Source organism: Microbacterium sp. CIAB417 (genome assembly GCF_022788845.1).
Map to the genome: position 1 here is coordinate 532837 of NZ_JAHZUT010000003.1, position 23377 is coordinate 556213.

Here is a 23377-nt window from a genome sequence, read left to right on the forward strand (position 1 = left end):
GCGGTGAGACAGAACCCGAGCTTCGCGATGACCGATGTGGGCGAGATCCGTCGACTCATCGACCACAACCCGTGGGCGACCCTCGTGAGCGCCGGGCCCGACGGCCTCGTCGCGTCGCACTACGCCGTGCTCCTCGATGACACCAGGGACGACCTGAGCATCGTCGCCCACGTCGGCAAGCCCGACGACGCGATCCACGGCCTGGGCGAGCGCGAGCTGATGGTCGTGGTGCAGGGTCCGCACGGCTACGTGTCGCCGGGCTGGTACGGCGACGTGCCGGCGGTTCCCACCTGGAACTTCGTGGCCGCGCACCTGAGCGGCGTCCCCGAACTTCTCGGCACCGAAGAGAACCTGCGGGTGCTGGACCGTCTCGTCGACCGCTTCGAGTCGCCGATGCCGGCTCCGCGCCGGATGTGGGAGCGTCCGAACGACGCAGAGTTCGTGCATCGTCTCGAGCGCGGCACGGTCGGCTTCCGGCTCACGCCCACCTCGGTCGTGGCCAAGCGGAAGCTGAGCCAGAACCGCCCCGTGGAGGTGGTCGACCACATCGTCGACATGCTGCGCGCGGAAGGGCCTCACGCGAACGCCGCCTTGGCGGATGAGATGGCCCGGGCGCGGCGAGCACGGCCCGAGGCATGAGTCGGCCACGCATCGACGCCCTCGCGGACGTGCGGATCGCGGGTCCGGGCGCCGAGCTCCTGCCGGGGACCGAGCTCTACGACATCGTCCTCCATGACGGGCGCATCGCCGACATCGCGCCCGCCGGTGCGCTTCGGCTGACCGGCGCGGTGCATCGCGCCGAGGGAGCCTACGTCATCCCGGGCCTCTGGGATCATCACGTGCACGTGACGCAATGGGCCTTGGCCGCGTTGCGCGAGCCGCTCGGGGACGCGGTCTCGGCGACGGATGCGGCAGCCCGGATGGGCCGCGTGGCCCCGGGCGTGGACGGACGGCGCGTCGGCACCGGCTTCCGCGATGCGCTCTGGCCCGACACGCCGTCGCTCGAGGTCCTCGATGCGGCGACGGGGGACATCCCGACCTACCTCATCAACGCCGATGTGCACAGCGTGTGGCTCAACTCGGCAGCCCTCGCCCGCGAGGGCGTCTCGTCCGACGACGGGGTCCTGCGCGAGGGGCCGGCATTCGAGATGTCGCGGCGTCTCAACGAGCTTCCCGATCGGGTGTCGGATGCGGCCGTGACGGCGATGGCCGCCGCCGCGTCCGCGCGCGGCGTCGTCGGTGTGGTGGACCTGGACATGGTGTGGAACGAGTCCTCGTGGCAGCGCCGCCGTTCGGCCGGCTTCGATCTGCTGCGCGTGGAGTTCGGCGTCTACCCCGATCTGCTCGACCGAGCCATCGCCGAGGGCCTGCGCAGCGGAGATCCGCTCCGGGGCGACGACGGCGAGCTCATCACCGTCGGACCGTTGAAGGCGATCACCGACGGATCTCTCGGCACGCGCACCGCGGCGTGCTCGGTCGCCTACGCCGATGCGCCGCACCCGCACGGATTGCTCACGATCCCGCCCGACGCTCTGCGCGAGGTCATGACAGGCGCGACGGCGGCCGGTCTCGACTGCGCGATCCACGCGATCGGCGACGAGGCGATGCGTCATGCCCTCGATGCGTACGCGGCCACCGGCGCACACGGAACCATCGAGCACGCGCAGCTCGTGGCCGTCGCCGACATCCCGCGGATGGCCCGCCTCGGCGTCGCGGCCAGCGTGCAGCCGGAGCACGCCCTCGACGACAGGGATCTGACCGACAGCATCTGGGCGACGCAGACGGCGCGTCCGTATCCGCTGCGCTCGCTGTGGGCCGCGGGAATCGACCTACGCTTCGGATCCGACGCCCCGGTGTCCGCGCTCGACCCTTGGCGCCAGATCGCGGCGGCCGCGTCCCGCACGCGCGACGGACGCGAGCCGTGGCAACCCGGCGAGGCCGTCTCCGTTGACGTCGCTCTCGCTGCATCCACGCATCGCGGTTCATCGAACCCCGACACGATCGCCGTCGGCCAGCGCGCGGATCTCGCCCTCACTGCGGCCGACCCGCGGGCGATGGAGCCAGCCGCCCTGCGTGGGATGGAGATCGTCGGCACGATCATGGGCGGCCGCGTCATCCACCGCGCCTGAGCGCGATTACGCTCGGGGCATGATCGTCCTGCTCGCCGTCCTCCTGCTCGTCAACGCGGTCTTCAACGTCGTGGTCTGGCCGCGTTTCTACGGACGTGTTGCGAAGGACGCGCGAGCCCGCGACGCCGACGGGCGTCCGACACGGTTCCTCGTCGTGCACGCGGTGCTCATCGGCACCGCCCTCCTGCTCGCGGTCCTGTCGGCGGGCGTCGCGGTGTGGGCGCTCGTGGCGGGCTGAGCGCCTACGCTGTCTCGGTGGCCATCTCGAAGATCCTGCTCTACTACCGGTTCACCCCCATCGCCGACCCCGAGGCCGTTCGCCTCTGGCAGCGCGACCTCTGCGAACTGCTGGGACTGCGCGGCCGCATCCTGATCTCGAAGCACGGCATCAACGGCACGGTCGGCGGTGAGCTCGGCGCGGTGAAGACCTACGCGCGCAAGACGCGGCAGTACGGCCCCTTCCGGGGTCTCGATCTGAAGTGGTCGGAGGGGAGCGGGCTCGACGACGAGGGCCGGAGTCTGGACTTCCCGAAACTCTCCGTGAAGGTGCGCGACGAGATCGTCACCTTCGGCGCGCCCGACGAACTGCGCGTCGACACGGACGGCGTGGTGGGCACCGGCACGCACCTGACGCCCGGCGCCGTGCACAAGCTCGTCGAGGAACGCGGCGAGGAGGTGGTGTTCTTCGACGGCCGCAACGGGTTCGAGGCGGAGATCGGCCGTTTCCGCGGGGCGGTCGTCCCGGACGTCTCGACGACGAGGGAGTTCATCGCGGAGCTCGACTCCGGCCGGTACGACCACCTGAAGCAGAAGCCGATCGTGACGTACTGCACCGGCGGCATCCGGTGCGAGGTGCTCTCGAGCCTGATGACGGCGCGCGGCTTCCAGGAGGTCTATCAACTCGACGGCGGGATCGTGCGGTACGGCGAGACGTTCGGCAACACGGGACTCTGGGAGGGGTCGCTCTACGTCTTCGACGGACGGCAGGCGATGACGTTCGGCTCCGGCGCCGAGCACATCGGGCGCTGCACCGGATGCGGCGCGGCGACGTCGCGGATGATCGACTGCGCCGTCGCCGGATGCCCGGATCGCGTGGTGCGATGCGAGGCGTGCGAGGGCAGCACGGCGTGCGGTCACCATCCGGAGCTCGTGGCGGGTTGAACCGATCGCCTGAGAAGATGGAGGGATGTCCTCCACCGACGCCGTGCCCTCTCGTTACACCGTCGCGACCGACGGTGCCTGCATGGGCAACCCGGGCCCCGCGGGTTGGGCATGGGTCGGCGAGGACGGCCAGTGGGCCGCAGGCTCTCTGCCGAGCGGCACAAACAACATCGGCGAACTGCTGGGCCTGCTCTACGCCATCCGAGACCACTTCCAGGTGCCCGAGCTCATCGTGCAAGCGGACTCCATGTACGCGATCGACACCTACACGAAGTGGATGGACGGCCACGCGCGTCGCGGCTGGGTGACCTCTGCCAAGAAGCCCACCGCCAACCGGGACATCCTCGAACAGCTCATCGAGGTCCGCGACGCCCGGCGGGCGGCGGGCCTTCCCGACGTCGTCCTGGAACACGTGCGCGGGCACCGCGGTCATCGCCTCAACAGCTGGGCTGATGAGCGCGCAGTCCGGGCATCCCAACACGCGGCCAAGGGCGAAGAGCTCGTGTGGACCTCCCTGCGCGGGCTCGACCCCCTGGATGTGAGCGTCGATCCGCCGCGCAGCGCGGGCGACCGTGCGCGCTGAGCACCTCTCCCGCACCGCGCCGACGCGCGAGAGGATGGGGGCGTGCACACCCCGGACGACCCGCTGATCGTCGCCGACGCCGCCGCCTGGCGTGCGTGGCTCGACGAACATGAGCACGACGACGAGGGAGTGTGGCTCGTGCTCGCCAAGAAGGGCACGACCGCGCCGACGGTCCTCAGCTACGACGGCGCTCTCGAGGAGGCGCTGTGCAGCGGTTGGATCGATGGTCAGAAGCGAGGGCGCGACGAGGCGACGTTCCTGCAGCGCTACACGCCGAGACGCCGCGCCTCGTTGTGGTCCCAGCGCAATCTGACGCTGGTCGCGGGTCTGATCGAACAGGGGCGGATGCGCCCGCGCGGGCAGGCCGAGATCGACCGCGCGAAAGCGGATGGACGATGGGACCGTGCCTACGCCGGTTCGGCCACGATCGAGGTGCCCGATGACCTCCGCCTCGCCCTCGCGGCGGAGCCCGCGGCGGCGGCGCTCTTCGAGCGTCTCGACGCGACCAACCGGTACGCAGTGCTGCACCGGGTCGCGACGGCCACGCCGTCAGCGCGAGCGGGGCGCATCGCCCGGCTCGTCGCGATGCTTGCGGAGGGGAAGACGCCGCATCCGCTCGGGGAGCCGCGCGGCCCCCGGCTCACGTAGGCTCGAAACATGCTCGCAACCGTCATCCACGCCGCCCGTGACATCCGCGTCGAAGAGGTCCCGCGCCCGCAGCTCTCGACCGGGCGCGATGCGATCGTCCGCGTCGTCGCCGCGTGCGTGTGCGGCTCGGATCTGTGGCCCTACCGCGGGGTGACGCCGACGGAGCGTCCTCATCGCATCGGCCACGAGTTCGTCGGAGTCGTGGAGGAGGTCGGCGGTGACGTCGAGAACGTTCGTGCCGGCGACTTCGTCATCGCGCCGTTCTACGTGTGCGACGGCACGTGCGTGAACTGCCGTAACGGCGTGAGCACCTCGTGCCTCAACGGCGGATGGTGGGGCAGCGACGTGCGAGAGGACGGCTTCGCCGACGGCGGTCAGGGCGAGTTCGTGCGCGTGCCTCTCGCCGACGGAACCCTCGCCGTGGTCCCGGGCCCTGTCGAGCCCGAGGAGATCCCCGGCCTGCTGACGCTGAGCGACGTCATGGGCACGGGGCACCACGCCGCGGTCTCCGCCGGCGTGCGCCCCGGCGACAGTGTGGCCGTCGTCGGCGACGGGGCGGTCGGCCTGTGCGCCGTCATCGCCGCGAAGCGACTGGGTGCCACGACGATCATCGCGATGTCGCGTCACCCCGAACGACAGGCACTGGCGCGGGAGTTCGGCGCGACGCACATCGTCGCCGAGCGGGGCGAGGAGGGCATCGCGAAGGTGCGCGAGCTCACGGGCGGCATCGGCGCGGACCGCGTCCTTGAGTGCGTCGGCACGAAGGAGTCCATGGACCAGGCGCTGCGCTCGACGCGACCGGGCGGGATGGTCGGGTACGTCGGTGTGCCCAACGGCGGCCCTGAACTGCCCGTACGCACCATGTTCGGCTCGAATGTGGGTGTCAACGGCGGTGTGGCGCCGGTGCGCGGCTACATCGAGGAGCTGCTGCCCGACGTGCGCTCGGGAGCGATCCGGCCCGGGCTCGTCTTCGATCTCGAACTGCCGCTGCGTGAGGCCGCCGGCGCCTACGCCGCCATGGACGAGCGCCGGGCGACGAAGGTCCTGCTGCGTCCGTGAGTCGGCGCGTTGTGCGCCCGGCGGGCGGGGGAGTGAGCGAGTCGGTGGCGACGGGAGACGAGAAGATGGCGCAGGCACAGGCGACGACCTGGCTTCTCGTCGACGGCGAGAACATCGATGCGACGCTGGGCGGGTCGATCCTCGGGCGCCGGCCCCAGCCGGATGAGCGTCCACGCTGGGACCGCCTGCTCGCTTTCGTCGAGCGCACCTGGGGCGGGCGGGCGCGCGGGCTGTTCTTCCTAAACGCATCCACGAATCTTCCGATGACCTTCGTCCAGGCCCTGACGGCGCTCGGCTACGAGCCGGTGCCGCTGTCGGGCCCGGCCGATGCGAAGGTCGTCGACATCGCCATCCAGCGCACCCTGCGCGCGCTCCGCGATCGCAACGACGACGTCGTCCTCGTCAGCCATGACGGCGACTTCGTGGAGGATCTCGCCCCCCTCGCCGACGGCGAGCGGCGGGTGGGAGTACTCGCGTTCAACGAGTTCCGCAACACGGGCTACGCCGCCCTGGGCGGTGTCACTTTCTTCGATATCGAGTACGACGCTCAGGCCTTCGATGCGCCGCTGCCTCGCATCCGCGTCATTCCCATCGACGAGTTCGACCCCACGCAGTTCCTGCGCTGAGCCGAGACCTCGTCCGACTCAGAGCGACAGCTGGTAGTGGATGAAACCGCTGCGGGTCGCGACCTGGTCGTAGAGTGCCCGTGCGCGGGTGTTCGTCTCTGCGGTCAGCCAGTAGACCTTGGTGCAGCCCGCATCCTTCGCCCAGTCGCGGACGTGACCGATGAGTGATCGACCGGCGCCGCTCCCGCGTGCGTCGGGGGAGACGAACAGGTCCTCGAGGTAGCAGTAGTCGCCTCTGGACCAGGTCGCCTGGTGCGTCAACCAGTGCACGCGTCCGACGGCGCGACCGTCTTGCCAGGCGATCGCGCCGTGGAGCCCGGATGCGGGATCGACGATGCGGTCGAAGGCGTACTGCGTGACGTCCGCCGTGAGCTCGGTCGCGTAGAACTCCACGTACCCCTGCCAGAGCTTCGAGCCAGACGGCATGGTCTTCGGGGCGGACGGCGCGAATCTCCAGCATCCGATCAGCCTAGGACTCACTTCGGCCTGCCGTCCTCGTCGGCACCGCGCCCCGGTTCGGCCGACATATGTCAGAGAAGGTGTTGCCCGTGGGTGAATGTTCTCGCTAACATGCAGGCGTCGCTCACCGGACACAGATCGTCCGGCGCCGTGGTCTGCAGTGGCGAGGCCTGGGTGCGGCGGCACTGTCTGGCGCCCGGAGGGCGACACGATGCGGCGCAATGGAGCGCGGAAGGGGAGACATTCAGTGACGATCATGGACCCGAGGAAACGCGCGGTGCGGCTCCTGACCCGAGCGGCAGCACTGACCGCCGCTGTCGCGACCACCGTCTCCGGCGTGGTTGTGAGCACGGCGGCTGCGCGCGCCGTCGATGACGACCCCTGGTCGGGCCAGGGGAAGAGCTTCACCTCGACGCAGACCACGGAGAGCACATTCACGAACGCCATCATCGGATCCGACGTGCCCGACGTCGCCACGATCCGCGTGCCTGCCGGCACGGCGGGTGCCAGCAGGGACACGTACTACATGATCTCCACCACCATGGAGCTCACCCCCGGCGCCCCCATTCTGCGTTCCTACGATCTCGTGAACTGGGAGATCGTCAACTACCTCTACGACGTCATGGAGGTCACCGACACCAACGCGTTGCGCAACGGCTACAGCGCCTACGGACAGGGGCAGTGGGCGAGCACCCTGCGCTACCACGACGGCACGTTCTACGCGCTGATGAACAGCAACAACAACGGTCACGCCTACCTCTACACGACCACCGACATCGAGAAGGGGCAGTGGGAGAAGCACAGCTACAACCGCAGCTTCCATGATCCGAACATCTTCTTCGACGGCGATACCCCCTACATCGTCTACGGCAGCTCCTCGATGCAGATCGCCCAGATGAGTCCAGATCTGCACAGCGTGATCAGCGACCGGGTCGCGGCGACCACGGCCACCGCGATCAACAACACGGGTCTGGCCACCTCCGAGGTCATGGGCAGCGGCTGGGAGGGCAACCAGGTCGAGTACATCAACGGGTACTACTACGTCCTCGGCATCGCCTGGGGCAAGTACGGACGCCAAGCCATCGTGCTGCGTTCCAAGAGCCTGTTGGGTGCCGCCGCATCCGACCCGTACGAAGTGCGTGTCGCCGTCGGCTCCAATCTCGTCGCGCAGGGCGGATTCATCGGCACGGGCGACTCCGCCACGCCTCAGTGGGCTTTGCTCTTCGGCGACGATTACCCGACCGGCCGCGTTCCTGTCCTCGTGCCCGTCGCGTGGGATGCTGCTGACAAGGATGCGTGGCCTGTGTTCGGAACCGGCGTATACGGAAGCTCGCAGGTGCCACTGCCCGGCGCGCAGCCGATGCCGGTCACCCTGAGTGCGGCAGACCGGCGCAAGGCCGAGTCGGCGAGCGTCGTGACGTCGGACCAGTTCGACAACGACGCCGACCCCCGCGACTTCCACAACCCCAACGTGCCAGCCCCCGAGGTCGTGGTTCCCGAGTCGCAAGGTGAACACATCTCCAACGGGACGATCGAGGGCGGTACGACGGCGTGGCAGTCCCTGGGTGGAACGACGCTCGGGCTCGGCTACTCGACGCGCCACCAGGGTTCGATGTCGCTGAAGGTGAACGGTCGCACGACGGATGCTGCGGGCGCAGCGCAGACGGTGACCACTCTCCAGCGCGGGGCCACGTACGCGGTCTCCGCGTGGGTGCACTATCGCGACGCCGGTGTGGATCCGGCGAACTTCGCACTCACTCTCAGCGACACGAACGGCCACTCCTACGTGATGGCGCAGAGCAGTGTGCCGAAGGGATCGGCCTCGGCGGCGACGACCTTCGTGCAGGTCTCCGGTGAGTTCACCATTCCCGCGGAGCTGGACATCGCCAACGCGAAGGTCTCGATCGTGACCGTCGACTCCGCCACCGTGCCCGACATCTTCTTCGTCGACGACGTATCGATGGTCGGAGAGCGGGCAGTCCCCGATCACTACACGACCGAAGAGGGCGCCGATAACGGCTCCCACCTGGCGCTGCCCTGGCAGTGGGGGCACAACGCGGACAACCGGTACTGGTCGCTGACCGATCGCGATGGCTGGCTGCGTCTCACGAACGGACGCGTCGTGACCGGCAAGGCGAACAAGCAGTATCAACTGACGTACTTCGAGGAGGCGCGCAACACGCTCTCGCAGCGCACATTCGCCCCGGCCTCGTCCGCCCAGACCCGGCTCGACTTCGGCGCGCTCAATGATGGCGACGTCTCAGGGCTTGCCGTCTACAACCGGCAGGTGAGCTACATCGGCGTGACCAAGCAGAACGGGCAGTTCACACTCGGCGTCGTCAACCGTCCGGTGCGCGACTACACCGACCAGGAGTCGATCGCGACAGTGGAGGACTTCGTCGCCAGTGTGGCCGTTCCGGCCGGAACGACCACGGTGCTGTTGAAGGCCGACCTGAACATGCGGAAGTCCGGTGCAGACCGCAACACCGTGCGGTTCCTCTACAGCTGGGACGGCGTCACCTGGAATGCGCTCGGGGGAGCGCAACCGAAGCGGGCCTCGTGGGAGTCCAAGCACTTCAAGGGTCAGCGCTTCGGGCTGTTCAGCTACGCGAAGCAGACGACCGGCGGGCATGCCGACTTCGACTACTTCTACCTCTCCGATGTGCTGAGCGCCGACGGAGTCGCCGTGGACACGAGCGACCTCGACTGGCTCATCCGGGAAGCATCCGGTTTGGACCGGCGCGACTACACCGATGCATCATGGGCGAGCGTGGAGGCAGCGCTGGCGTGGGCGAAGTCCGTCGTGGAGCCGAAGACGCAGAACGAGGTCGATGCTCCGGCCCAGGCCCTGAATCGCGCAATCGCCGATCTTGAGGAGTTGCCCGCGCCGACCCCGGTCGTCACGGCCGACGTGACATCGGATGCGGCTCAGGTCTCAGGCTGGTATCCCGCCCCGGTGTCGATCGCGCTGGCACTCAACGAGCGCGCAAAGGCAGACATCCAGTACCGGATCGACGGCGGAAGCTGGTCGGACTACGGGGACGAGATCGTGATCACCGACTCCGGAGCACACACCGTCGACTACCGCGCCAGCGTCGCGGGGGAGCCGGTCGCCGAGTCGGGAGGCACCGCATCCTTCTCGATCGACGTCGACGCTCCTGTCTCCACGGCGACGGCGGACGCCGTGGCGCGCACCGTGCGCCTGAGCGCGGTCGACGCGCACGCGGGAATCGACCGGATCGAGTATCGGATCGGCGACACCGGGTCCTGGTCGCGTTCGGACGGAGTGGTCTCGGTCGGCGACGGTGCGAGCGTCGTCGGTTATCGAGCGGTCGATGTCGTCGGGAACATCGAGACGGTGCGGACGGTGATCGTGCCCGCCGTGCAGGGGCCGTCGCCCAGCCCGTCGTCGACGCAGCCCACCGCGCCGACGGGTGTCGTGGCTCCCTCTGCCGACGACCTGACCGCGCAACTGCGGGGCGCGGTCACCGCGCCGGCGACAGTGCGGCGGGGCGAGGCGCTGACATTGACGCTCGGGGGTGTTCAGTCGGGCACTGAGGTTCATGTCTGGCTGTTCTCGACACCGACCTACCTCGGGAAGGCCACGGTCGGTGCGGGCAGGACCATCAGCGTCAGCGTGCCCGGGACGACGAGTCTGGGAGCGCATCGCGTGGCCGTCGCCGGCGCCGATGGGTCGGTCATCGGATGGGCACCGGTCACCGTGACGGCAGCGGACGGCTCTCTCGCAGTGACCGGGCGAGATGCGGCCGGAGTCGCGGTGGTCGTCCTCGGCGCCGCCGTCGTGCTCGCGCTCGGCGTGGTTCTGGTGTGGCGCCGTCGACGGATCGGACGTTCGACCCCGTCGTCGTAGCAGCCGACCACCCCCGGGCCGCGAACGAGGCGTCCCGGGGCGAGGCGGGGGACGTCGTCCGGAAGGATGGCGTCCCCTGCTCATCCCGTGTCGGAGTCGCTCTCAGGCCGCCTCGGGCGAGGACCGCCCGCTCGGCTCAGAGGTGCGGATTGCGGCGAAAGGTCAGGTGCGTGACACCACCCGGCGCCGACTCGCTGGACGCCTCGTAGTCCGCCTCCCAGCCGCGTAGGTCGTCCCAGAGTCGGATGCCGTCACCGAGGATGAGGGGCGAGATGCCGACGTGCAGGTCATCGACGAGTCCAGCGCCCAGGAACTCCCGTGCTGTGCGGGCACCCCCGCCGATCCGCACGTCCGCGCCGCCCGCGGCGTCGATCGCCCGAGCGAGGACGGCTGCCGGCGTGTCCTGTACGAAGTGGAAGACGGTGCCGTTCGTCATCTCGACCGTCGGGCGCTCGCGCTGCGTGAGGACGAAGACAGGGACCTCGAACGGAGGTTCGTCCCCCCACCATCCGCGCCACTGCGGGTCGTCGCCGTGCAGGTGAAGGCCGAACATCCCCGCGCCCATGATCTCGGCGCCGATGCCTTCGAAATAGCGTGCTGCGTACGCATCGTCGACACCCGTGGTGCCCGCTCCGCTCTCGTCGTGAAGCACGCGGCGCCGGAACGTCCGCGTCGCGACGTAGGCGGCCGTGAGACGTCCCCAGTCGTCGCCGAAGGGGTTCTCCGGGGTCTGGTCGGTCGTGGTGGCGAATCCGTCCAGGGAGATATTGAGGTCGAGGCGTACGCGGGTCACACTCGAGGATCCGGCCACGCGGGGCGCGTGTCAACATCCGCGTGCCGACGGGATCGCGCGCCGGGCACGGTGGCGTGCTTGCCGGGGGAGCGGATGCGGGGCACGATGATCCCGGCGGCGCGTACCCCGGAGGGGGTGCAGCATGGTGCGTCGGGTGCGCGAGGCGATCCGCCGCGCCTTGCTGACGTGCGCCGACGCTGTCTCCGGCGGGGCGTTCCTGACGCGGTGGAGCGCCCTTCTCTCCTTCATCGTCGCCAGCACGATCAGTGTCCCGACCATTGCCGATGCGACACCGCAGGGGTACGCCGCTGCCGTGCTGGTCGGTGCTCTCGGTTGGATCGTTCTCTCGCTCATCGTGCTACCGGCCGCTGCCGCCGAGCGTCGGCTGAAGGCGCCTCGGGTGCGGGCGGTCGTGGTCCTTGCCGCATTGCTCGTCGCGGCACTCGTGCGCGCGCCCGTCAACAACGCCGTCAGCGTGTTGCTGTGGGGCATCCCCACGTCAGGGGCGTGGGGTCCACGGACGCTCACCAACGTCGTCACGACGCTGGTCGTCTTCGGTGTCGTCGGTGTCGCGACGACCCAGTTCGCGCGTCGCCGTCTCGTCGCACAGCGTCTGTCTGCAGCCCTGGTGCTGATGGGCGATCGCCTGGCACGGGCCCAGGAACAGGTGACTCGGACGGATGCGGTCCTGGCCGAGGCGGTGAGCGAGCTGCGCGCGGGCCGGGAGGCGGTACTGGCGGGTGGCGTGGACTTCGACGCCGTGCGGACCTACGCGGATCGGGTGCGCGAGACGAGCCACCGGTTGGCCGCACTCGCGGAGGACGATGGGGCTCTCCCGGACGCACTCGACGAGCACAGGTACTCCGCACCGGCCGATGCGGCACCGGTGGTGCTGATTCCGACTCCCTGGCTCATCGTGGCGCTCGTCTACAACGTCGCCTCGCTGCCGTTCGCGCTCACCGCCGGACCGCTCGCTGCCATCGGCATCGGGTACCTCGGCGTGTGCCTGCTCGACATCGCCGCGGGAGCGGTGACCCGTCTCCCGCGGCTGCGCGGATCGACCCCCGGCGCCGTGCGGCCCGCCGTGTTCATCGGGACGTGGCTGCTGGCCGGGATCGGCGTCGCGCTTCTGACCTTCGCGCTCTTTCCCGAGGTCAGGATGCTGAGCGTGGTCGGTGTGGTGGCCATTCCCGCTGCAGCGACGGTGCTGTCGCTGTGCGTGGATGCGATGCGGCGCGTGCGCTCCGCCGAGTACCGTTCGGCCCGTGTGCTGGCGCGGGTCGCGCAGCGCGTCGCGGCGAGGCAGGCTCAGTCGAGCGAGCGCCTCGCCCGAGCGTCGAGCCTGCTCCATGGCCGCGTGCAGGGCAGATGCGTGATCCTGGCGGCTCAGGCGGACGATGGGTCACCCTCGGCGGAGGACGTCGCGGTGTTCCGCACGCAGACGGACGACCTCTTCGAGGCCATCCTCGACCGCGTGTCGGACCCGAAGAGCGCGCTCGCGTCGGGCCTCGCCGGATCCGTCGAGAGTCTCCTGTCCGCCTGGAGCGGTGTCGTCACGACCACTCTCGAGTTCGACGCGGCCGCGGCTCTCGCTCTGACCGATCCGGTGACGGCCGACCGTGCGATCGACGCCGTCAATGAAGCCCTCGTGAACGCCGTCAAGCATTCCGCCGCCCGTCGCCGCCGTCGCGATATTCGGGATGGCCGACGGCCGGGTACGTGTCCGCGTCTCTTCGCCTGGTGCTCTCGCCGCACCTGCCCGACGTTCGAGCGGGCTGGGGACGAGAGCACCAGGGATCGCGATCAGCCTGCAGGGAGAGGACGTCGTGCTGGACTCGGTGCTGCCGGCCACAGGCTGACCGTTCCGGCGACTGCCGGCGCGCGGGCGCGGACGCTCAGGCCGTGATCGGGGCCTTCCAGCCGAGGGCCGGCGCGACGTACTTCGCGAACGACTCGACGACGCGCAGGTTGAACTCCACGCCCAGCTGACTGGGGATGGTGAGCATGAGCGTATCGGCGGACTGGATGGCCGCATCCTGCAGCAACTGCTCGACCAGCACGTCGGGTTCGGCGGCGTACGTCTTGCCGAACGTCGAACGCATGCCGTCGATGATGCCGATCTGATCCCCGCCCTGCGAACCGCCGAAGTACATGGCATCCTCCGCCGTCGTGATCGGAAAGATGCTGCGACTGACCGAGACGCGGGGCGTGCCCGCGTGACCGGCCTCGCGCCACGCGGCGCGGAACGCATCGATCTGCTGCGCCTGCAGAAGATCGAAGGGGGTGCCGTCGGCCTCGGTGAGCAGCGTCGAGGACATGAGGTTCACACCGACGCGTCCCGCCCATTCAGCGGTGTCGCGGTTGCCGGCTCCCCACCACACTCGCGAGCGCAGTCCCGGGGACTGCGGTTCGATCGCCTGCATCCCGGTTCCGCCGCCGAAGGGGCTGTTCGCGTCGCGCTCGGCGAGCGGTTCGCCGTCGATCGCGCGCAGGAACAGATCGAAATGCCGACGCGCGATGTCGGCACCCCGGGGGTCCTCAGAACCCGTGTAGCCGAAGGTCTCGTAGCCGCGCACCACGGACTCGGGTGACCCGCGGCTGACGCCCAGCGCGAGCCGGCCGTCGCTGATCAGGTCGACCGCGGCCGCTTCCTCTGCCAGGGAGAGGGGGTTCTCGTAGCGCATGTCGATCACGCCGGTCCCCATCTCGATGCGCGAGGTGCGCGCGGCGATCGCGGCGAGAAGCGGCATCGGGGAGGCCTGCTGGCGCGCGAAGTGGTGAACCCGGAAGTAGATGCCGTCGACGCCGAGCTCGTCCATGCCCACGGCGAGGTCGATCGCCTGGAGCATCGAGTCGCGCGCCGTGAGGATGCGGCCGCCGCCGAGAGGGCCGTAGTGCCCGAAGGACAGTGTTCCGAAGCGTTCCATATCGAGGAGAACCATACGAAGGCAGAAAGCATTCCGATGAATCGATCTTCGCCGTTCGCGTCGGCCCTCGCCCTCCGCGGCCGTGCGTAGCATGGCAGCACATCGACGATCGGGAGGTGTCATGGTTCGCGTCCGCGTCCTGGGGGTGGCTCTGGATCCCGCGCAGGAGCATGTGATCCTGCTGAAGCCGGTCGTCCGCCCGTGGGACAGGATCCTCCCGGTATGGATCGGTGCCCAAGAAGCGACAGCGATCCTCGTCGCCGTGCAGGGTGCCCCCTCACCGCGACCGTTGGCCCACGAACTGATGCTCTCGATCGTGGACGAGCTGTCCGCGCGCGTCGAGCGGGTCGAGGTGACGCGCGTCGACGACGGCACGTTCTACGCCGCGGTGACCCTCGACACCCCGCGGGGCGCTCGCGTGGTGGATGCCCGACCGTCGGACGCCATCGCACTGGCGTCTCGTGCGGACGCTCCGATCTTCGTCGCGGACGAGGTCCTCGCGGTGGCGGGAATTCTCGACACCGTCTCGGAGGAGTCGGATGAGGCTTCCGCGCGCGACGAGGAGTCGCGCATCGCCGAGTTCCGCAGCTTCCTGGACGAGGTCGAGCCGGAGGATTTCGAGGACTGAGCGTGGTGGCTACGCTGGCGCCATGACTACCCTTGTGCTCACCGTCGTCGGCGTCGATCGTGCGGGCATCGTGTCCGCGGTCGCCGAAGTGATCAGTGCGCACGGCGGCAACTGGGAGAACAGCGAGCTCGCGGAGCTGGCGGGCACTTTCGCCGGCGTCATCCAGGTCGACGTCGCACCGTCCCGTGCCGATGAGCTGCGGGACGCGCTGAGCGTCCTGGAGGGGTTGGCCAGCATCGTTGTCGTCACGCCCGGGCGATCCCTCGAGCCGCGGAGCGAACTCGCCGTCCGTGTGATGGGCAATGACCGCGTCGGTATCGTCCGCGAGGTCACGAGTGCGCTGGGCGAGCGCGGCGTCAACGTCGTGCGCATGACGACGCAGACGCAGGATGCGGCGATGTCGGGCGGGCGGCTGTTCCAGGCGGAGATCGTGGCCGCGGTCCCTGCGGGCACTCCCGCGACGGAGATCGTGGCGGCGCTGGAGTCGATCGCTGCGGACATCCAGGTGGAGGCGACCGTCGTCCAGAGGGAATGACGGTCGGTCAGCCGCCCGGAAGGAGCTCGGTCGACTCGTCGGGAGCGAGAACGCCGGATGCCGGCTCCTCCGGTGCATCGTCGGACGGATCCGGGGTCGGTGTCGTCGTCGGTTCGGGCGACGGCGTGGGATCGTCCGTCGGCGCCGGTGTGGGCTCTGGAGTCGGAGCGGGGGTCGCCGGTGGAGCCGGGGCGGGGGCCGGCGCCGGCTGCGGAACGCGCCCGACTGTCGGTGGGGTGCTCCGATCGCGGCGGGACGACGGAGGAACGGTGTCGTCGGGCGCGGGGGATTCCGCGATCGGGGTCGGCTCCGTACCGATCGCCGCTTCCAGGGATGCGGGAGCGTTCAACGCGATCGGAGGGAGGGCACGATCGGTGCTGGCCGCGCGCGGCGAGGTCTCCGCGTCGACACCGGTCAGAGCGAAAGCGCTCAGGCATGAGAGCACGAGCGCACCTGCCGACGCGACCATCGCGGTCACGAGCGGTCGGGGCGCGGGCATAGGAGACTTCCTTCGGTAGATCTACCGGCGTTCGGGTCTTTCCATCATTCTCCGGACGTCCCGGGACGTCAACGCGTGCGGGCGCGACGATCAGGGCAGCGACGTCAGGATGGCCCGGTCATCGATGCAAAACGCTGCTCCTGCACATCCTTCGATCCCGCAAGCCCGGCCCGCATGTCGCGCCCGCTTCGTAGGCTGGACGCATGGCAGAACATCACGCAGATCACCGCGCCGACGCGAAGCGATCGAACGCGGGGCGCATCCCCTCGGTCTCTCTCAACTCGGGTTACGACATTCCGCAGCTCGGGTACGGCGTCTTCAAGGTCGACCCCGCTCAGACGGAGAGATTCGTCTCCGACGCCCTCGAGCTCGGATACCGACACATCGACACCGCAGCGATCTACGGTAATGAAGAAGGGGTCGGGCGCGCGATCGCGGCCAGCGGGATTCCCCGCGACGAACTGTTCATCACGACGAAGCTGTGGAACGACCGGCAGGCGGGGTCGCAGCCGAAGCAGGCCCTCGAGGAGAGCCTGACCAAGCTCGGACTCGATCACGTCGACCTCTACCTCGTGCACTGGCCTGCCCCGGCAAACGACAACTACGTGCATGCCTGGGAGCAGCTCGTCTCGTTCAATGAGGCCGGACTCGCCCGTTCCATCGGCGTCTCGAATCACCTCGTCGAGCACCTCGAACGCCTCGTGGCGGCCACGGGCAAGGTTCCCGCGGTCAACCAGATCGAGCTGCACCCCGCCTACCAGCAGCGTGAGGTGGTCGCCTGGGCGAAGGCCAACGGCGTGCACATCGAAGCATGGGGACCCCTGGGACAGGGCAAGTACGACCTGTTCGGGACCCCCGCGATCCACGATGCTGCGGCCTCTCACGGCAAGACGCCCGCTCAGGTCGTGCTGCGCTGGCACCTGCAGGTCGGCAACATCGTGTTCCCGAAGACGGTCAACCGGGATCGGATGGCGGAGAACCTCGACCTGTTCGACTTCGAGCTCTCCGACGACGAGGTCGCTGCGATCACGGCACTCGACCCGGGTGACGGATCCGGCCGTGTCGGCACCCACCCGAACGATTTGAACTGACGCATGCGCAGGTGAGTGGCGCAATGGATGCGGCGGGCGTGTGCTCGCCGCATCCGCTTGCGTCAGGCCTGTGTCGCGGCGCTCTCGCGACGCGGCAGCACCCAACCCTGTCGAGGGAAGTGGCAGGTGTAGCCGTTGGGGATCCGCTGGAGGTAATCCTGATGCTCGGGCTCCGCCTCCCAGAACGGACCCGCCGCCTCGATCGTCGTCACGGCCTTGCCCGGCCACAGGCCCGAGGCGTTCACATCCGCGATGGTGTTGCGGGCCTCCTGCTCCTGCTGCTCGGTGAGCGGGAAGATGGCCGAACGATAGCTCGTGCCGATGTCGTTGCCCTGGCGGTTCAGGGTCGACGGGTCATGGATCTGGAAGAAGAACGCGAGGATGTCGCGATAGGTCGTCTTGGTGGGGTCGAAGACGATCTCGACGGCCTCCGCGTGTCCGGGATGGTTGCGGTAGGTCGCGTGATCGTTCTGCCCACCGGTGTAGCCCACGCGGGTGTCGAGAACGCCGGGCTGCCGACGGATGAGGTCCTCCATGCCCCAGAAGCACCCGCCCGCGAGCACGGCGGTCTCGGTGCCGGGGATCTGCGTGATGGTTCCGTTGTCGGTGGTCATGCTGACTGCTCCTTGTCGGACGGATCGTCGCCGAGTGATGGCTTTCACGAGTGTAGATCCGCCGGTCTGCGATGCGGCCGGTCGGCGGCATCGACGGGTACAACAACGCAGCTCGCCGTTTTGGTCCCGCGCCGCGGATCCGCCTCAGCGGCGGCGTGAGCGCAGCAGTCGCCCGCGCGGGCGGGTCGGGACGATCGGGATGGGGCGGGTGACGATCGCGTCGACGACCATGGATCCGCTCGTCGGTCCGACGACCGGGATGGGCGTGGTCTCGGGGGAGACGTGGTCCACCCGTGAGATGGGATCGTGGGCGAGACGGCGGTGGGCGCGCACGTACGCCGGGATCAGGACCACCACGGCTCCGAGCCACGCGAGCGGATTGCTGAAGGCGACCCCGGCGAATCCGAAGGCGGCGCCGAGCGCGATCGCGGCGCCCACGCGCATCACGAGCTCGATGACCCCCGTGACGGTGGGGATGACGGTGTGACTCAGGCCCTGGAGCGCACCGCGGAGGACGAAGAGGATTCCGAGGAACGTGTAGGTGGCGCCGTTGATGACCAGGTTGAGCGCGGCGAGATCGACGACCTGCGGCGCGGAGTCTCCGACGAACAGGCGCACGATGGGCGCCCCGAAGACGATGAGCAGACCGCCGAGGGCGACGGCCCCGGCGATGGCGAGCCAGGACGCTTGACGTACGCCTGCGCGGATGCGGTCGGGACGGCCGCCGCCGAAGTTCTGCGCGACGAACATGGACACCGCCAGCCCGAGGGACTGCAGCAGAGCGACGGCCAGTCCATCGACGCGCGCCGCGGCGGTGTAGGCGGCGACGGCATCCGCGCCGAGCTCGTTCAGACGCACCTGCACCGCCAGCGTGCCGATGGCGATGATGGAGGCCTGGAACCCCATGGGCAGTCCGAGACGAAGATGCAGAGCGATGTCCGCGCGGCTGATTCTCCAGTCGGGGCGGGTCAGATGAAGGACCGGTACACGCCGGCGCACGTACGCGAGGCACAGCAGCACCGACACGGCCTGCGAGACGACCGTCGCCACCGCCGCTCCGGCGACTCCCCACCCGAGAGGGCCGACCGTGAGCACCACGAGCCCCGCATTCAGGAGGCACGCGACCGTGAGGAAGACGAGCGGGGTGCGTGCGTCGCCGATGGCTCGGATGGCGGCCGCGAGGTAGTTGAAGAACATGGTGGCCGCAGCGCCGAGGAAGCTGACCTGGGCGAAGACGGTCGCGTTGTCCAGCAGCTCCGGGGGAGTCTGCAGCAGCTGGAGCAGAGGACGTGATACGAGGGGTGCGCCCACGGTGAGGACGGCGCTGGTCGCGGCCGTCAGTACCGTGCCGGTGGCGACCGATCGCCGCACGGCGGCGTGGTCTCCCGCGCCGAACGCCTGTGCGGTGGGAATGGCGAAGCCCGAGGTCAGACCCCACGCAAACCCGATGAGCAGGAACAAGAGACTGCCTGTCGCGCCGACCGCGGCGAGCGCGTCCACACCCAACTGGCGTCCCACCACGATCGCGTCGACCACCTGATACAGCTGCTGCACGACGTTGCCGACGAGGAGGGGAACGGAGAAGAGCAGGATGACGCGCCACGGGCTGCCCGTGGTCAGTGAGGTGGACATGCGAAAGCTCTCGGGATCGTGCGGGGAAGACGGCGGTTCGACGACCGCATCCTCCAGGCTATCGAATCGATTCGAGAACGCGCCAGTGGTTCCGCCCGTCGGATTCGCCGGGAGCGGCGTTCGGACGCGATCCGCCTCCCCCGGACACGCGTGCTCTAGCGTGAGGGACATGACCTCCCGTACTTCGTCACTGACCATCGCGGAGCGTGCGACGCGACTGCGCGAGCTGCACGCCGCGTCCGAGATCCTGCGCGTCGTGAACGTGTGGGACGTGGTTTCGGCGCGGACCGTCCTCGCCCTGCCCGAGACGCGGGCGATCGCCACGGCGGGTCATTCCATCGCGGCGAGCTTCGGCTACGAAGACGGCACGATCCCGATCGAGACGACTCTCGACATGGTCTCGCGCATCGTCCGCGTCGCCGGCGATGTGCCCGTCTCCGCCGATCTCGACGACGGTTACGAGGACGCGGGGGACACCGTCCGTCGCGCGATCGGCGTGGGTGTCGTGGGGGCCAATGTCGAGGACAGGCTGCGCCCGCTCGACGAGGCCGTCGCGCGCATCGCCGCGATCACCGCTGCCGCGGATGCGGAAGGGGTGCCGTTCGCCCTCAATGCCCGCACCGATGCCTTCGTGCGGGCGGGCGGGCGCCCGGTAGACGAGTCCATCGCCGACGCGATCGAGCGGGGTCGCGCCTACCTCGACGCCGGCGCCGATGTGGTCTTCGTCCCGGGCATCCTGGACGCCGTCGTCGCCCGCCGCCTCGTCGAAGGGATCGGCGAGCGCAAGGTGAGTGTCATCGGTCTTCCGGGGGCGCTGACCGCCGCGGAGTACGAGGCGCTCGGCGTCGCGCGCATCTCCTACGGGCCCACCACCCAGCGCGTCGCGCTCACCGCGTTGCAGGATGTGGCCGCGCAGCTCTACGCCGATGGCTCCATTCCCGGCTCGACCCGCGCACTGAACTGAACAGCGATCCGATCGGCGACATGAGAGCTCTGGGTGGGGCGCGAGCCGAACTCGCAGCACTTGCGCGGAACGCGGAGAGTTTCGACGTCGCCGAACTTCCCGCCCCCGCGCCGACAGATCGCGCGGCCGCGGTGCTCATGCTGTTCGGAGTTCTCGACGCGCTTCCCGCGACCCGCAGCGCGGCGGACGAAGCGGTGTCTGCCGACCTCGATGTGCTGCTGCTCTCGCGGGCGGCGACACTGCGTGCCCATCCGGGTCAGGTGGCCTTTCCCGGGGGCCGTCTCGAGGCGGGCGACGACGGTCCCGTCGCTGCGGCACTGCGCGAGGCGCGTGAGGAGACGGGCCTGGATCCTGAAGGCGTCGAGGTTCTGGGGCCTCTTCCCGCGGTGCCCCTCGCGTTCTCGCGACACGTCGTCACCCCCGTTCTCGCCTGGTGGCAGAAGCCGTCGCCGGTGCGCGTGGTGGACGTCGCCGAATCGGCTGCGGTCTTCCGAGCCCCGGTCGCGGATCTGCTGGATCCCGCTCGACGGGGCATGACCGTCGTACGGCGAGATGGGCGCGAGTGGCGCGGTCCCGCTTTCGCCGTGGACGCTGCCGCGGGGGAGTTCCTGGTCTGGGGCTTCACAGCGCTGCTGCTGGACGCTGTCTTCGATCGCCTGGGCTGGACGGAGCAGTGGGATCGTTCGCGGGAGTTCGTTCTCCCGATGTGATGCGTCAGACTCGACGCATGTCTCTGCCTCTGGATCTGCCTGACGGTGCTCAGCTGCGCGCCGCGCGGCCCGGTGACGAACCCGGGATTCTCGCTCGGATCCACGATCTCGCCACGTACGAGAACGAACCGGATGCGGTCGCGAACACCGAAGAGGCCCTGGCGGAGGCGCTGTTCGGCGCAGAACCGCGCGTCTACGCGCACGTCGTGGAACGTGGTGGCGACATCGTCGCGATCGCGATCTGGTTCCTCACCTATTCGACGTGGACGGGCCGGCACGGGATCTGGCTGGAAGACCTCTTCGTCGCCGATTCGGAGCGGGGGCGCGGACTCGGCCGGGCGCTGATCGGGTCGCTGGCAGCGCTGTGCGTCGATCGTGGGTACTCGCGTCTGGAGTGGACGGTGCTGGACTGGAACGCGCCGGCGATCGCGTTCTACCGCTCACTGGGCGCGATGCCGATGGATCAATGGACGACACAGCGCCTCACGGGAGAGGCGCTGCGTCGTCTGGGCGAGGGCTGATCCGCGTCAGCCGGCGCCCCGCACCTCGCGCAGGAAGGCCGTGACGTTTTCGCGGAGGGCCTCGATGCGTCGCTGTCGAGCCGCTTCACGGTCGAAACCGAGGTAGGCGGAGGGCGGCAGGCGACGGACGTTGCGGGAACACTCGAAGCCGGCGCAGACCAAGGTGCCCACCGTGTCGCCGCGGCGGCCGGCGTCACCTGCGCGGCGCGCGACGAAGAGCACGACATCGTTCGGCAACTCGACGTCGTTGCACCACGCGCACTGGGCTCGTGTGCGCGGGCGGCTGTCGGCCTCGCGCAGGATCACGCCGACCGGAGCGCCCTCGACCTCGGCGACCGCGTAGCCCATCTTGGGCTGCTTGGGGTCGCGCCAGCCGAGATAGTCCAGGTCGTCCCACGACACGGTCTCGAGAGTCGGCGGAAGAAGAACGGCCTTGCGCTCGCGCAGGGACGCGTTGACGAAACTGGCCCGGATGCGGGCATCGTCCAAAGGGATCATGAGGGTGCCTTCGTGTGCGTGCCGCCGAAGCGGCGGGTGGACATCGACCGGCGGTCGACGCAGATGCAGAGGAGCCCGCGGGGCTCGACCCTCATCTGTCGCCGGCGCGATGCGCGCCGGGGACCTCCTGACGCCCTGCGGGCTGCATGTCACGAATCACGCCGACCACTGTACGCCGTCGCCGGAGGGCGGGCGCCGTACTCTGAAGACGTGCTCCGCCGTCTCCGTCGACCGATCCTCCTCGCTGCCGTGGCGGACGTCCTGGTGGTCGTCGTCTTCTGTGTCATCGGTCGCGCCAGTCACGACGAGTCGCCACTGGGGGAGCTGCTTGTGACGGCGTGGCCGTTCCTCGTCGCACTCGCCGCCGGCTGGGGGATCTCGCTCGCTTGGCGACGGCCGTTCGCAGTCCTGCGTACGGGAGCGCCCGTCTGGATCGTCACGGTGGCCGGGGGCATGTTGCTGCGCGTGCTGGTCGGCCAGGGGACGGCTCCGGCATTCATCGTGGTCGCATCGCTTACCCTCGGAGTCCTCCTGGTCGGCTGGCGTGCCGCGCGTATGGCGGTTCTGCGCAGGCCCGGCCGATCCGCGATGACCGCTGCGGATGAGAACATGAAGGCATGACCGAGAACATCGCCCGATACGTCGACCACACGCTGCTCAAGCCCGAAGCCACCGCGGCGGATGTCGCGGCGACGATCGCGGAGGCTGCGGCACTCGGCGCCTACAGCGTGTGCCTGTCTCCCTCGGTGCTCCCGGTGACCATCCCGGACCCGCTCAAGCTCGCCGTGGTCGTCGGCTTCCCCAGCGGCAAGCACCATTCGCAGATCAAGGCCGCCGAGGCCGCACTGGCCGCGTCCGAGGGTGCGGACGAGATCGACATGGTGATCGATGTGGGTGCGGCGATCGAGGGACGCTACGACGCGGTCGAGGCGGACATCCGCGCGGTGCGCGAGGCCGCTCCCTCGCCAGTGGTGCTCAAGGTGATCATCGAATCCGCGGCGTTGAGCGACGACGCGATCGTGGCCGTCTCGCAGGCCGCCGAGCGCGCCGGGGCCGATTTCGTCAAGACGTCCACCGGCTTCCACCCCGCGGGCGGTGCGACCGTCCACGCGGTCGAGCTGATGAAGCAGACCGTCGGAGACCGACTGGAGGTCAAGGCTTCGGGTGGCATCCGCACGCGTGAAGACGCCGAGGCGATGATCGCAGCCGGCGCCACGCGCCTCGGTCTCTCGAGCACGCGCGCCGTGGTGGAGGGGGCGACCGCGTCGGGCTCGTACTGACGCGCGCGGCAGACGCCGCGGATCGATGACGCCGCATGACGGCGCTCTCCGGAGTGCTGGATCGCGGTGCCCGGCTCTGATAGCCTTGATCGTCACTCGTGTGGCGCGCCCGATGGTGCGCGCAGGGTGACAAGAAACCAGACAATCCG

The 23377-nt window shown here is 69.4% G+C and carries 25 protein-coding genes; 18 read left to right on the forward strand and 7 right to left on the reverse strand.

Features of this window, described 5'->3' with window-relative positions; translation table 11 throughout:
• The first annotated feature begins 3 nt into the window (after positions 1 to 3).
• From KYX17_RS14915 to KYX17_RS14950, 8 genes are all read left to right on the forward strand, one after another.
• On the forward strand, positions 4 to 639 hold the full coding sequence (locus KYX17_RS14915) for an FMN-binding negative transcriptional regulator (RefSeq protein ID WP_243227744.1): 636 nt from the start codon (positions 4 to 6) through the stop codon (positions 637 to 639).
• Entirely contained in the window at positions 636 to 2129 is a 1494-nt protein-coding gene (locus tag KYX17_RS14920; RefSeq protein ID WP_243227745.1) for an amidohydrolase, read from the forward strand. Before KYX17_RS14915 ends, KYX17_RS14920 begins: the two co-directional genes overlap by 4 nt.
• 19 nt (positions 2130 to 2148) lie before the next feature.
• Positions 2149 to 2367, forward strand: a complete 219-nt coding sequence (locus KYX17_RS14925; protein ID WP_243227746.1) for an SCO4848 family membrane protein — start codon at positions 2149 to 2151, stop codon at positions 2365 to 2367.
• Between the two features lie 17 nt (positions 2368 to 2384).
• Positions 2385 to 3290 (forward strand): rhodanese-related sulfurtransferase, encoded by a 906-nt coding sequence (locus KYX17_RS14930; protein WP_243227747.1) that lies wholly within the window; start codon positions 2385 to 2387, stop codon positions 3288 to 3290.
• A gap of 25 nt (positions 3291 to 3315) precedes the next feature.
• On the forward strand, positions 3316 to 3873 hold the full coding sequence (locus KYX17_RS14935) for a ribonuclease H (RefSeq protein ID WP_243227748.1): 558 nt from the start codon (positions 3316 to 3318) through the stop codon (positions 3871 to 3873).
• Between the two features lie 42 nt (positions 3874 to 3915).
• Positions 3916 to 4521, forward strand: coding sequence for a YdeI family protein (locus tag KYX17_RS14940; protein WP_243227749.1), 606 nt, complete (start codon positions 3916 to 3918; stop codon positions 4519 to 4521).
• Between the two features lie 9 nt (positions 4522 to 4530).
• Positions 4531 to 5580 carry a zinc-dependent alcohol dehydrogenase family protein gene (locus KYX17_RS14945; protein WP_243227750.1) on the forward strand — a complete coding sequence of 350 codons (1050 nt, stop codon included), beginning with the start codon at positions 4531 to 4533 and terminating at the stop codon, positions 5578 to 5580.
• Between the two features lie 65 nt (positions 5581 to 5645).
• Complete coding sequence (locus KYX17_RS14950; RefSeq protein ID WP_243228199.1) at positions 5646 to 6206, forward strand: NYN domain-containing protein; 561 nt, start codon at positions 5646 to 5648, stop codon at positions 6204 to 6206.
• An 18-nt stretch (positions 6207 to 6224) separates the two neighbouring features.
• Here KYX17_RS14950 and KYX17_RS14955 read toward each other — a convergent pair whose 3' ends face one another.
• The gene (locus KYX17_RS14955) at positions 6225 to 6632 is read right to left on the reverse strand and encodes an N-acetyltransferase (RefSeq protein WP_243227751.1); all 408 of its coding nucleotides are present in this window, start codon (positions 6630 to 6632) and stop codon (positions 6225 to 6227) included.
• Between the two features lie 310 nt (positions 6633 to 6942).
• Here KYX17_RS14955 and KYX17_RS14960 point away from each other — a divergent pair, with 310 nt between their 5' ends.
• A complete protein-coding gene (locus tag KYX17_RS14960) occupies positions 6943 to 10536 on the forward strand; it encodes a family 43 glycosylhydrolase (protein ID WP_243227752.1) in 3594 nt (1197 codons plus the stop codon).
• Between the two features lie 136 nt (positions 10537 to 10672).
• On the opposite strand, the gene KYX17_RS14965 is transcribed toward KYX17_RS14960, so the two are convergent.
• Positions 10673 to 11329, reverse strand: a complete 657-nt coding sequence (locus KYX17_RS14965) for a dihydrofolate reductase family protein (RefSeq protein WP_243227753.1) — start codon at positions 11327 to 11329, stop codon at positions 10673 to 10675.
• A gap of 142 nt (positions 11330 to 11471) precedes the next feature.
• Here KYX17_RS14965 and KYX17_RS14970 point away from each other — a divergent pair, with 142 nt between their 5' ends.
• Entirely contained in the window at positions 11472 to 13235 is a 1764-nt protein-coding gene (locus tag KYX17_RS14970; RefSeq protein ID WP_243227754.1) for a hypothetical protein, read from the forward strand.
• Here KYX17_RS14970 and KYX17_RS14975 read toward each other — a convergent pair.
• Positions 13225 to 14256 (reverse strand): LLM class flavin-dependent oxidoreductase, encoded by a 1032-nt coding sequence (locus KYX17_RS14975; protein ID WP_243227755.1) that lies wholly within the window; start codon positions 14254 to 14256, stop codon positions 13225 to 13227. The two genes, KYX17_RS14970 and KYX17_RS14975, sit on opposite strands and share 11 nt — an antisense overlap.
• Positions 14257 to 14377: 121 nt before the next feature.
• On the opposite strand from KYX17_RS14975, the gene KYX17_RS14980 reads away from it, so the two are divergent.
• The gene (locus tag KYX17_RS14980) at positions 14378 to 14884 is read left to right on the forward strand and encodes a bifunctional nuclease family protein (RefSeq protein ID WP_243227756.1); all 507 of its coding nucleotides are present in this window, start codon (positions 14378 to 14380) and stop codon (positions 14882 to 14884) included.
• Positions 14885 to 14906: 22 nt separating this feature from the next.
• Positions 14907 to 15419: a glycine cleavage system protein R gene (locus tag KYX17_RS14985; protein ID WP_243227757.1), complete on the forward strand. Its 513-nt coding sequence runs from the start codon at positions 14907 to 14909 to the stop codon at positions 15417 to 15419.
• 7 nt (positions 15420 to 15426) lie between these two features.
• Here the strand turns inward: KYX17_RS14985 and KYX17_RS14990 are convergent, their stop codons facing one another.
• Complete coding sequence (locus tag KYX17_RS14990) at positions 15427 to 15918, reverse strand: hypothetical protein (RefSeq protein ID WP_243227758.1); 492 nt, start codon at positions 15916 to 15918, stop codon at positions 15427 to 15429.
• A gap of 203 nt (positions 15919 to 16121) precedes the next feature.
• Here KYX17_RS14990 and KYX17_RS14995 point away from each other — a divergent pair, with 203 nt between their 5' ends.
• Positions 16122 to 17009: an aldo/keto reductase gene (locus KYX17_RS14995; protein ID WP_243227759.1), complete on the forward strand. Its 888-nt coding sequence runs from the start codon at positions 16122 to 16124 to the stop codon at positions 17007 to 17009.
• A 62-nt stretch (positions 17010 to 17071) separates the two neighbouring features.
• On the opposite strand, the gene msrA is transcribed toward KYX17_RS14995, so the two are convergent.
• Both msrA and KYX17_RS15005 read right to left on the reverse strand, forming a co-directional pair.
• Entirely contained in the window at positions 17072 to 17623 is a 552-nt protein-coding gene (gene msrA / locus KYX17_RS15000) for a peptide-methionine (S)-S-oxide reductase MsrA (protein ID WP_243227760.1), read from the reverse strand.
• Positions 17624 to 17767: 144 nt separating this feature from the next.
• Entirely contained in the window at positions 17768 to 19255 is a 1488-nt protein-coding gene (locus KYX17_RS15005) for an MATE family efflux transporter (protein ID WP_243227761.1), read from the reverse strand.
• Between the two features lie 169 nt (positions 19256 to 19424).
• Between KYX17_RS15005 and KYX17_RS15010 the strand changes: the two genes are divergently transcribed.
• Genes KYX17_RS15010 through KYX17_RS15020 form a run of 3 tightly spaced genes read left to right on the forward strand, consistent with a single transcriptional unit; the run spans position 19425 to position 21450 of the window.
• Positions 19425 to 20219, forward strand: coding sequence for an isocitrate lyase/phosphoenolpyruvate mutase family protein (locus KYX17_RS15010; RefSeq protein ID WP_243227762.1), 795 nt, complete (start codon positions 19425 to 19427; stop codon positions 20217 to 20219).
• A gap of 20 nt (positions 20220 to 20239) precedes the next feature.
• Positions 20240 to 20929 carry a CoA pyrophosphatase gene (locus KYX17_RS15015; protein ID WP_243227763.1) on the forward strand — a complete coding sequence of 230 codons (690 nt, stop codon included), beginning with the start codon at positions 20240 to 20242 and terminating at the stop codon, positions 20927 to 20929.
• Between the two features lie 17 nt (positions 20930 to 20946).
• Positions 20947 to 21450 carry a GNAT family N-acetyltransferase gene (locus tag KYX17_RS15020; RefSeq protein WP_243227764.1) on the forward strand — a complete coding sequence of 168 codons (504 nt, stop codon included), beginning with the start codon at positions 20947 to 20949 and terminating at the stop codon, positions 21448 to 21450.
• Positions 21451 to 21456: 6 nt separating this feature from the next.
• Here the strand turns inward: KYX17_RS15020 and KYX17_RS15025 are convergent, their stop codons facing one another.
• A complete protein-coding gene (locus tag KYX17_RS15025; RefSeq protein ID WP_243227765.1) occupies positions 21457 to 21948 on the reverse strand; it encodes an FBP domain-containing protein in 492 nt (163 codons plus the stop codon).
• Between the two features lie 210 nt (positions 21949 to 22158).
• On the opposite strand from KYX17_RS15025, the gene KYX17_RS15030 reads away from it, so the two are divergent.
• The gene (locus KYX17_RS15030) at positions 22159 to 22569 is read left to right on the forward strand and encodes a DUF3054 domain-containing protein (RefSeq protein ID WP_243227766.1); all 411 of its coding nucleotides are present in this window, start codon (positions 22159 to 22161) and stop codon (positions 22567 to 22569) included.
• On the forward strand, positions 22566 to 23228 hold the full coding sequence (gene deoC, locus KYX17_RS15035) for a deoxyribose-phosphate aldolase (protein ID WP_243227767.1): 663 nt from the start codon (positions 22566 to 22568) through the stop codon (positions 23226 to 23228). Before KYX17_RS15030 ends, deoC begins: the two co-directional genes overlap by 4 nt.
• Positions 23229 to 23377: the final 149 nt, after the last annotated feature.

What these genes read in the sequence shown, in the direction of transcription:
- KYX17_RS14920 (WP_243227745.1), top strand. Translation starts at nt 636, where the DNA reads ATGAGTCGGCCACGCATCGACGCCCTCGCGGACGTGCGGATCGCGGGT.
- KYX17_RS14925 (WP_243227746.1), top strand. Translation starts at nt 2,149, where the DNA reads ATGATCGTCCTGCTCGCCGTCCTCCTGCTCGTCAACGCGGTCTTCAAC.
- KYX17_RS14935 (WP_243227748.1), top strand. Translation starts at nt 3,316, where the DNA reads ATGTCCTCCACCGACGCCGTGCCCTCTCGTTACACCGTCGCGACCGAC.
- KYX17_RS14945 (WP_243227750.1), top strand. Translation starts at nt 4,531, where the DNA reads ATGCTCGCAACCGTCATCCACGCCGCCCGTGACATCCGCGTCGAAGAG.
- KYX17_RS14950 (WP_243228199.1), top strand. Translation starts at nt 5,646, where the DNA reads ATGGCGCAGGCACAGGCGACGACCTGGCTTCTCGTCGACGGCGAGAAC.
- KYX17_RS14955 (WP_243227751.1), bottom strand. Translation starts at nt 6,632, where the DNA reads ATGCCGTCTGGCTCGAAGCTCTGGCAGGGGTACGTGGAGTTCTACGCG.
- KYX17_RS14970 (WP_243227754.1), top strand. Translation starts at nt 11,472, where the DNA reads ATGGTGCGTCGGGTGCGCGAGGCGATCCGCCGCGCCTTGCTGACGTGC.
- KYX17_RS14975 (WP_243227755.1), bottom strand. Translation starts at nt 14,256, where the DNA reads ATGGAACGCTTCGGAACACTGTCCTTCGGGCACTACGGCCCTCTCGGC.
- KYX17_RS14980 (WP_243227756.1), top strand. Translation starts at nt 14,378, where the DNA reads ATGGTTCGCGTCCGCGTCCTGGGGGTGGCTCTGGATCCCGCGCAGGAG.
- KYX17_RS14985 (WP_243227757.1), top strand. Translation starts at nt 14,907, where the DNA reads ATGACTACCCTTGTGCTCACCGTCGTCGGCGTCGATCGTGCGGGCATC.
- KYX17_RS14990 (WP_243227758.1), bottom strand. Translation starts at nt 15,918, where the DNA reads ATGCCCGCGCCCCGACCGCTCGTGACCGCGATGGTCGCGTCGGCAGGT.
- KYX17_RS14995 (WP_243227759.1), top strand. Translation starts at nt 16,122, where the DNA reads ATGGCAGAACATCACGCAGATCACCGCGCCGACGCGAAGCGATCGAAC.
- msrA (WP_243227760.1), bottom strand. Translation starts at nt 17,623, where the DNA reads ATGACCACCGACAACGGAACCATCACGCAGATCCCCGGCACCGAGACC.
- KYX17_RS15005 (WP_243227761.1), bottom strand. Translation starts at nt 19,255, where the DNA reads ATGTCCACCTCACTGACCACGGGCAGCCCGTGGCGCGTCATCCTGCTC.
- KYX17_RS15010 (WP_243227762.1), top strand. Translation starts at nt 19,425, where the DNA reads ATGACCTCCCGTACTTCGTCACTGACCATCGCGGAGCGTGCGACGCGA.
- KYX17_RS15015 (WP_243227763.1), top strand. Translation starts at nt 20,240, where the DNA reads ATGAGAGCTCTGGGTGGGGCGCGAGCCGAACTCGCAGCACTTGCGCGG.
- KYX17_RS15020 (WP_243227764.1), top strand. Translation starts at nt 20,947, where the DNA reads ATGTCTCTGCCTCTGGATCTGCCTGACGGTGCTCAGCTGCGCGCCGCG.
- KYX17_RS15025 (WP_243227765.1), bottom strand. Translation starts at nt 21,948, where the DNA reads ATGATCCCTTTGGACGATGCCCGCATCCGGGCCAGTTTCGTCAACGCG.
- deoC (WP_243227767.1), top strand. Translation starts at nt 22,566, where the DNA reads ATGACCGAGAACATCGCCCGATACGTCGACCACACGCTGCTCAAGCCC.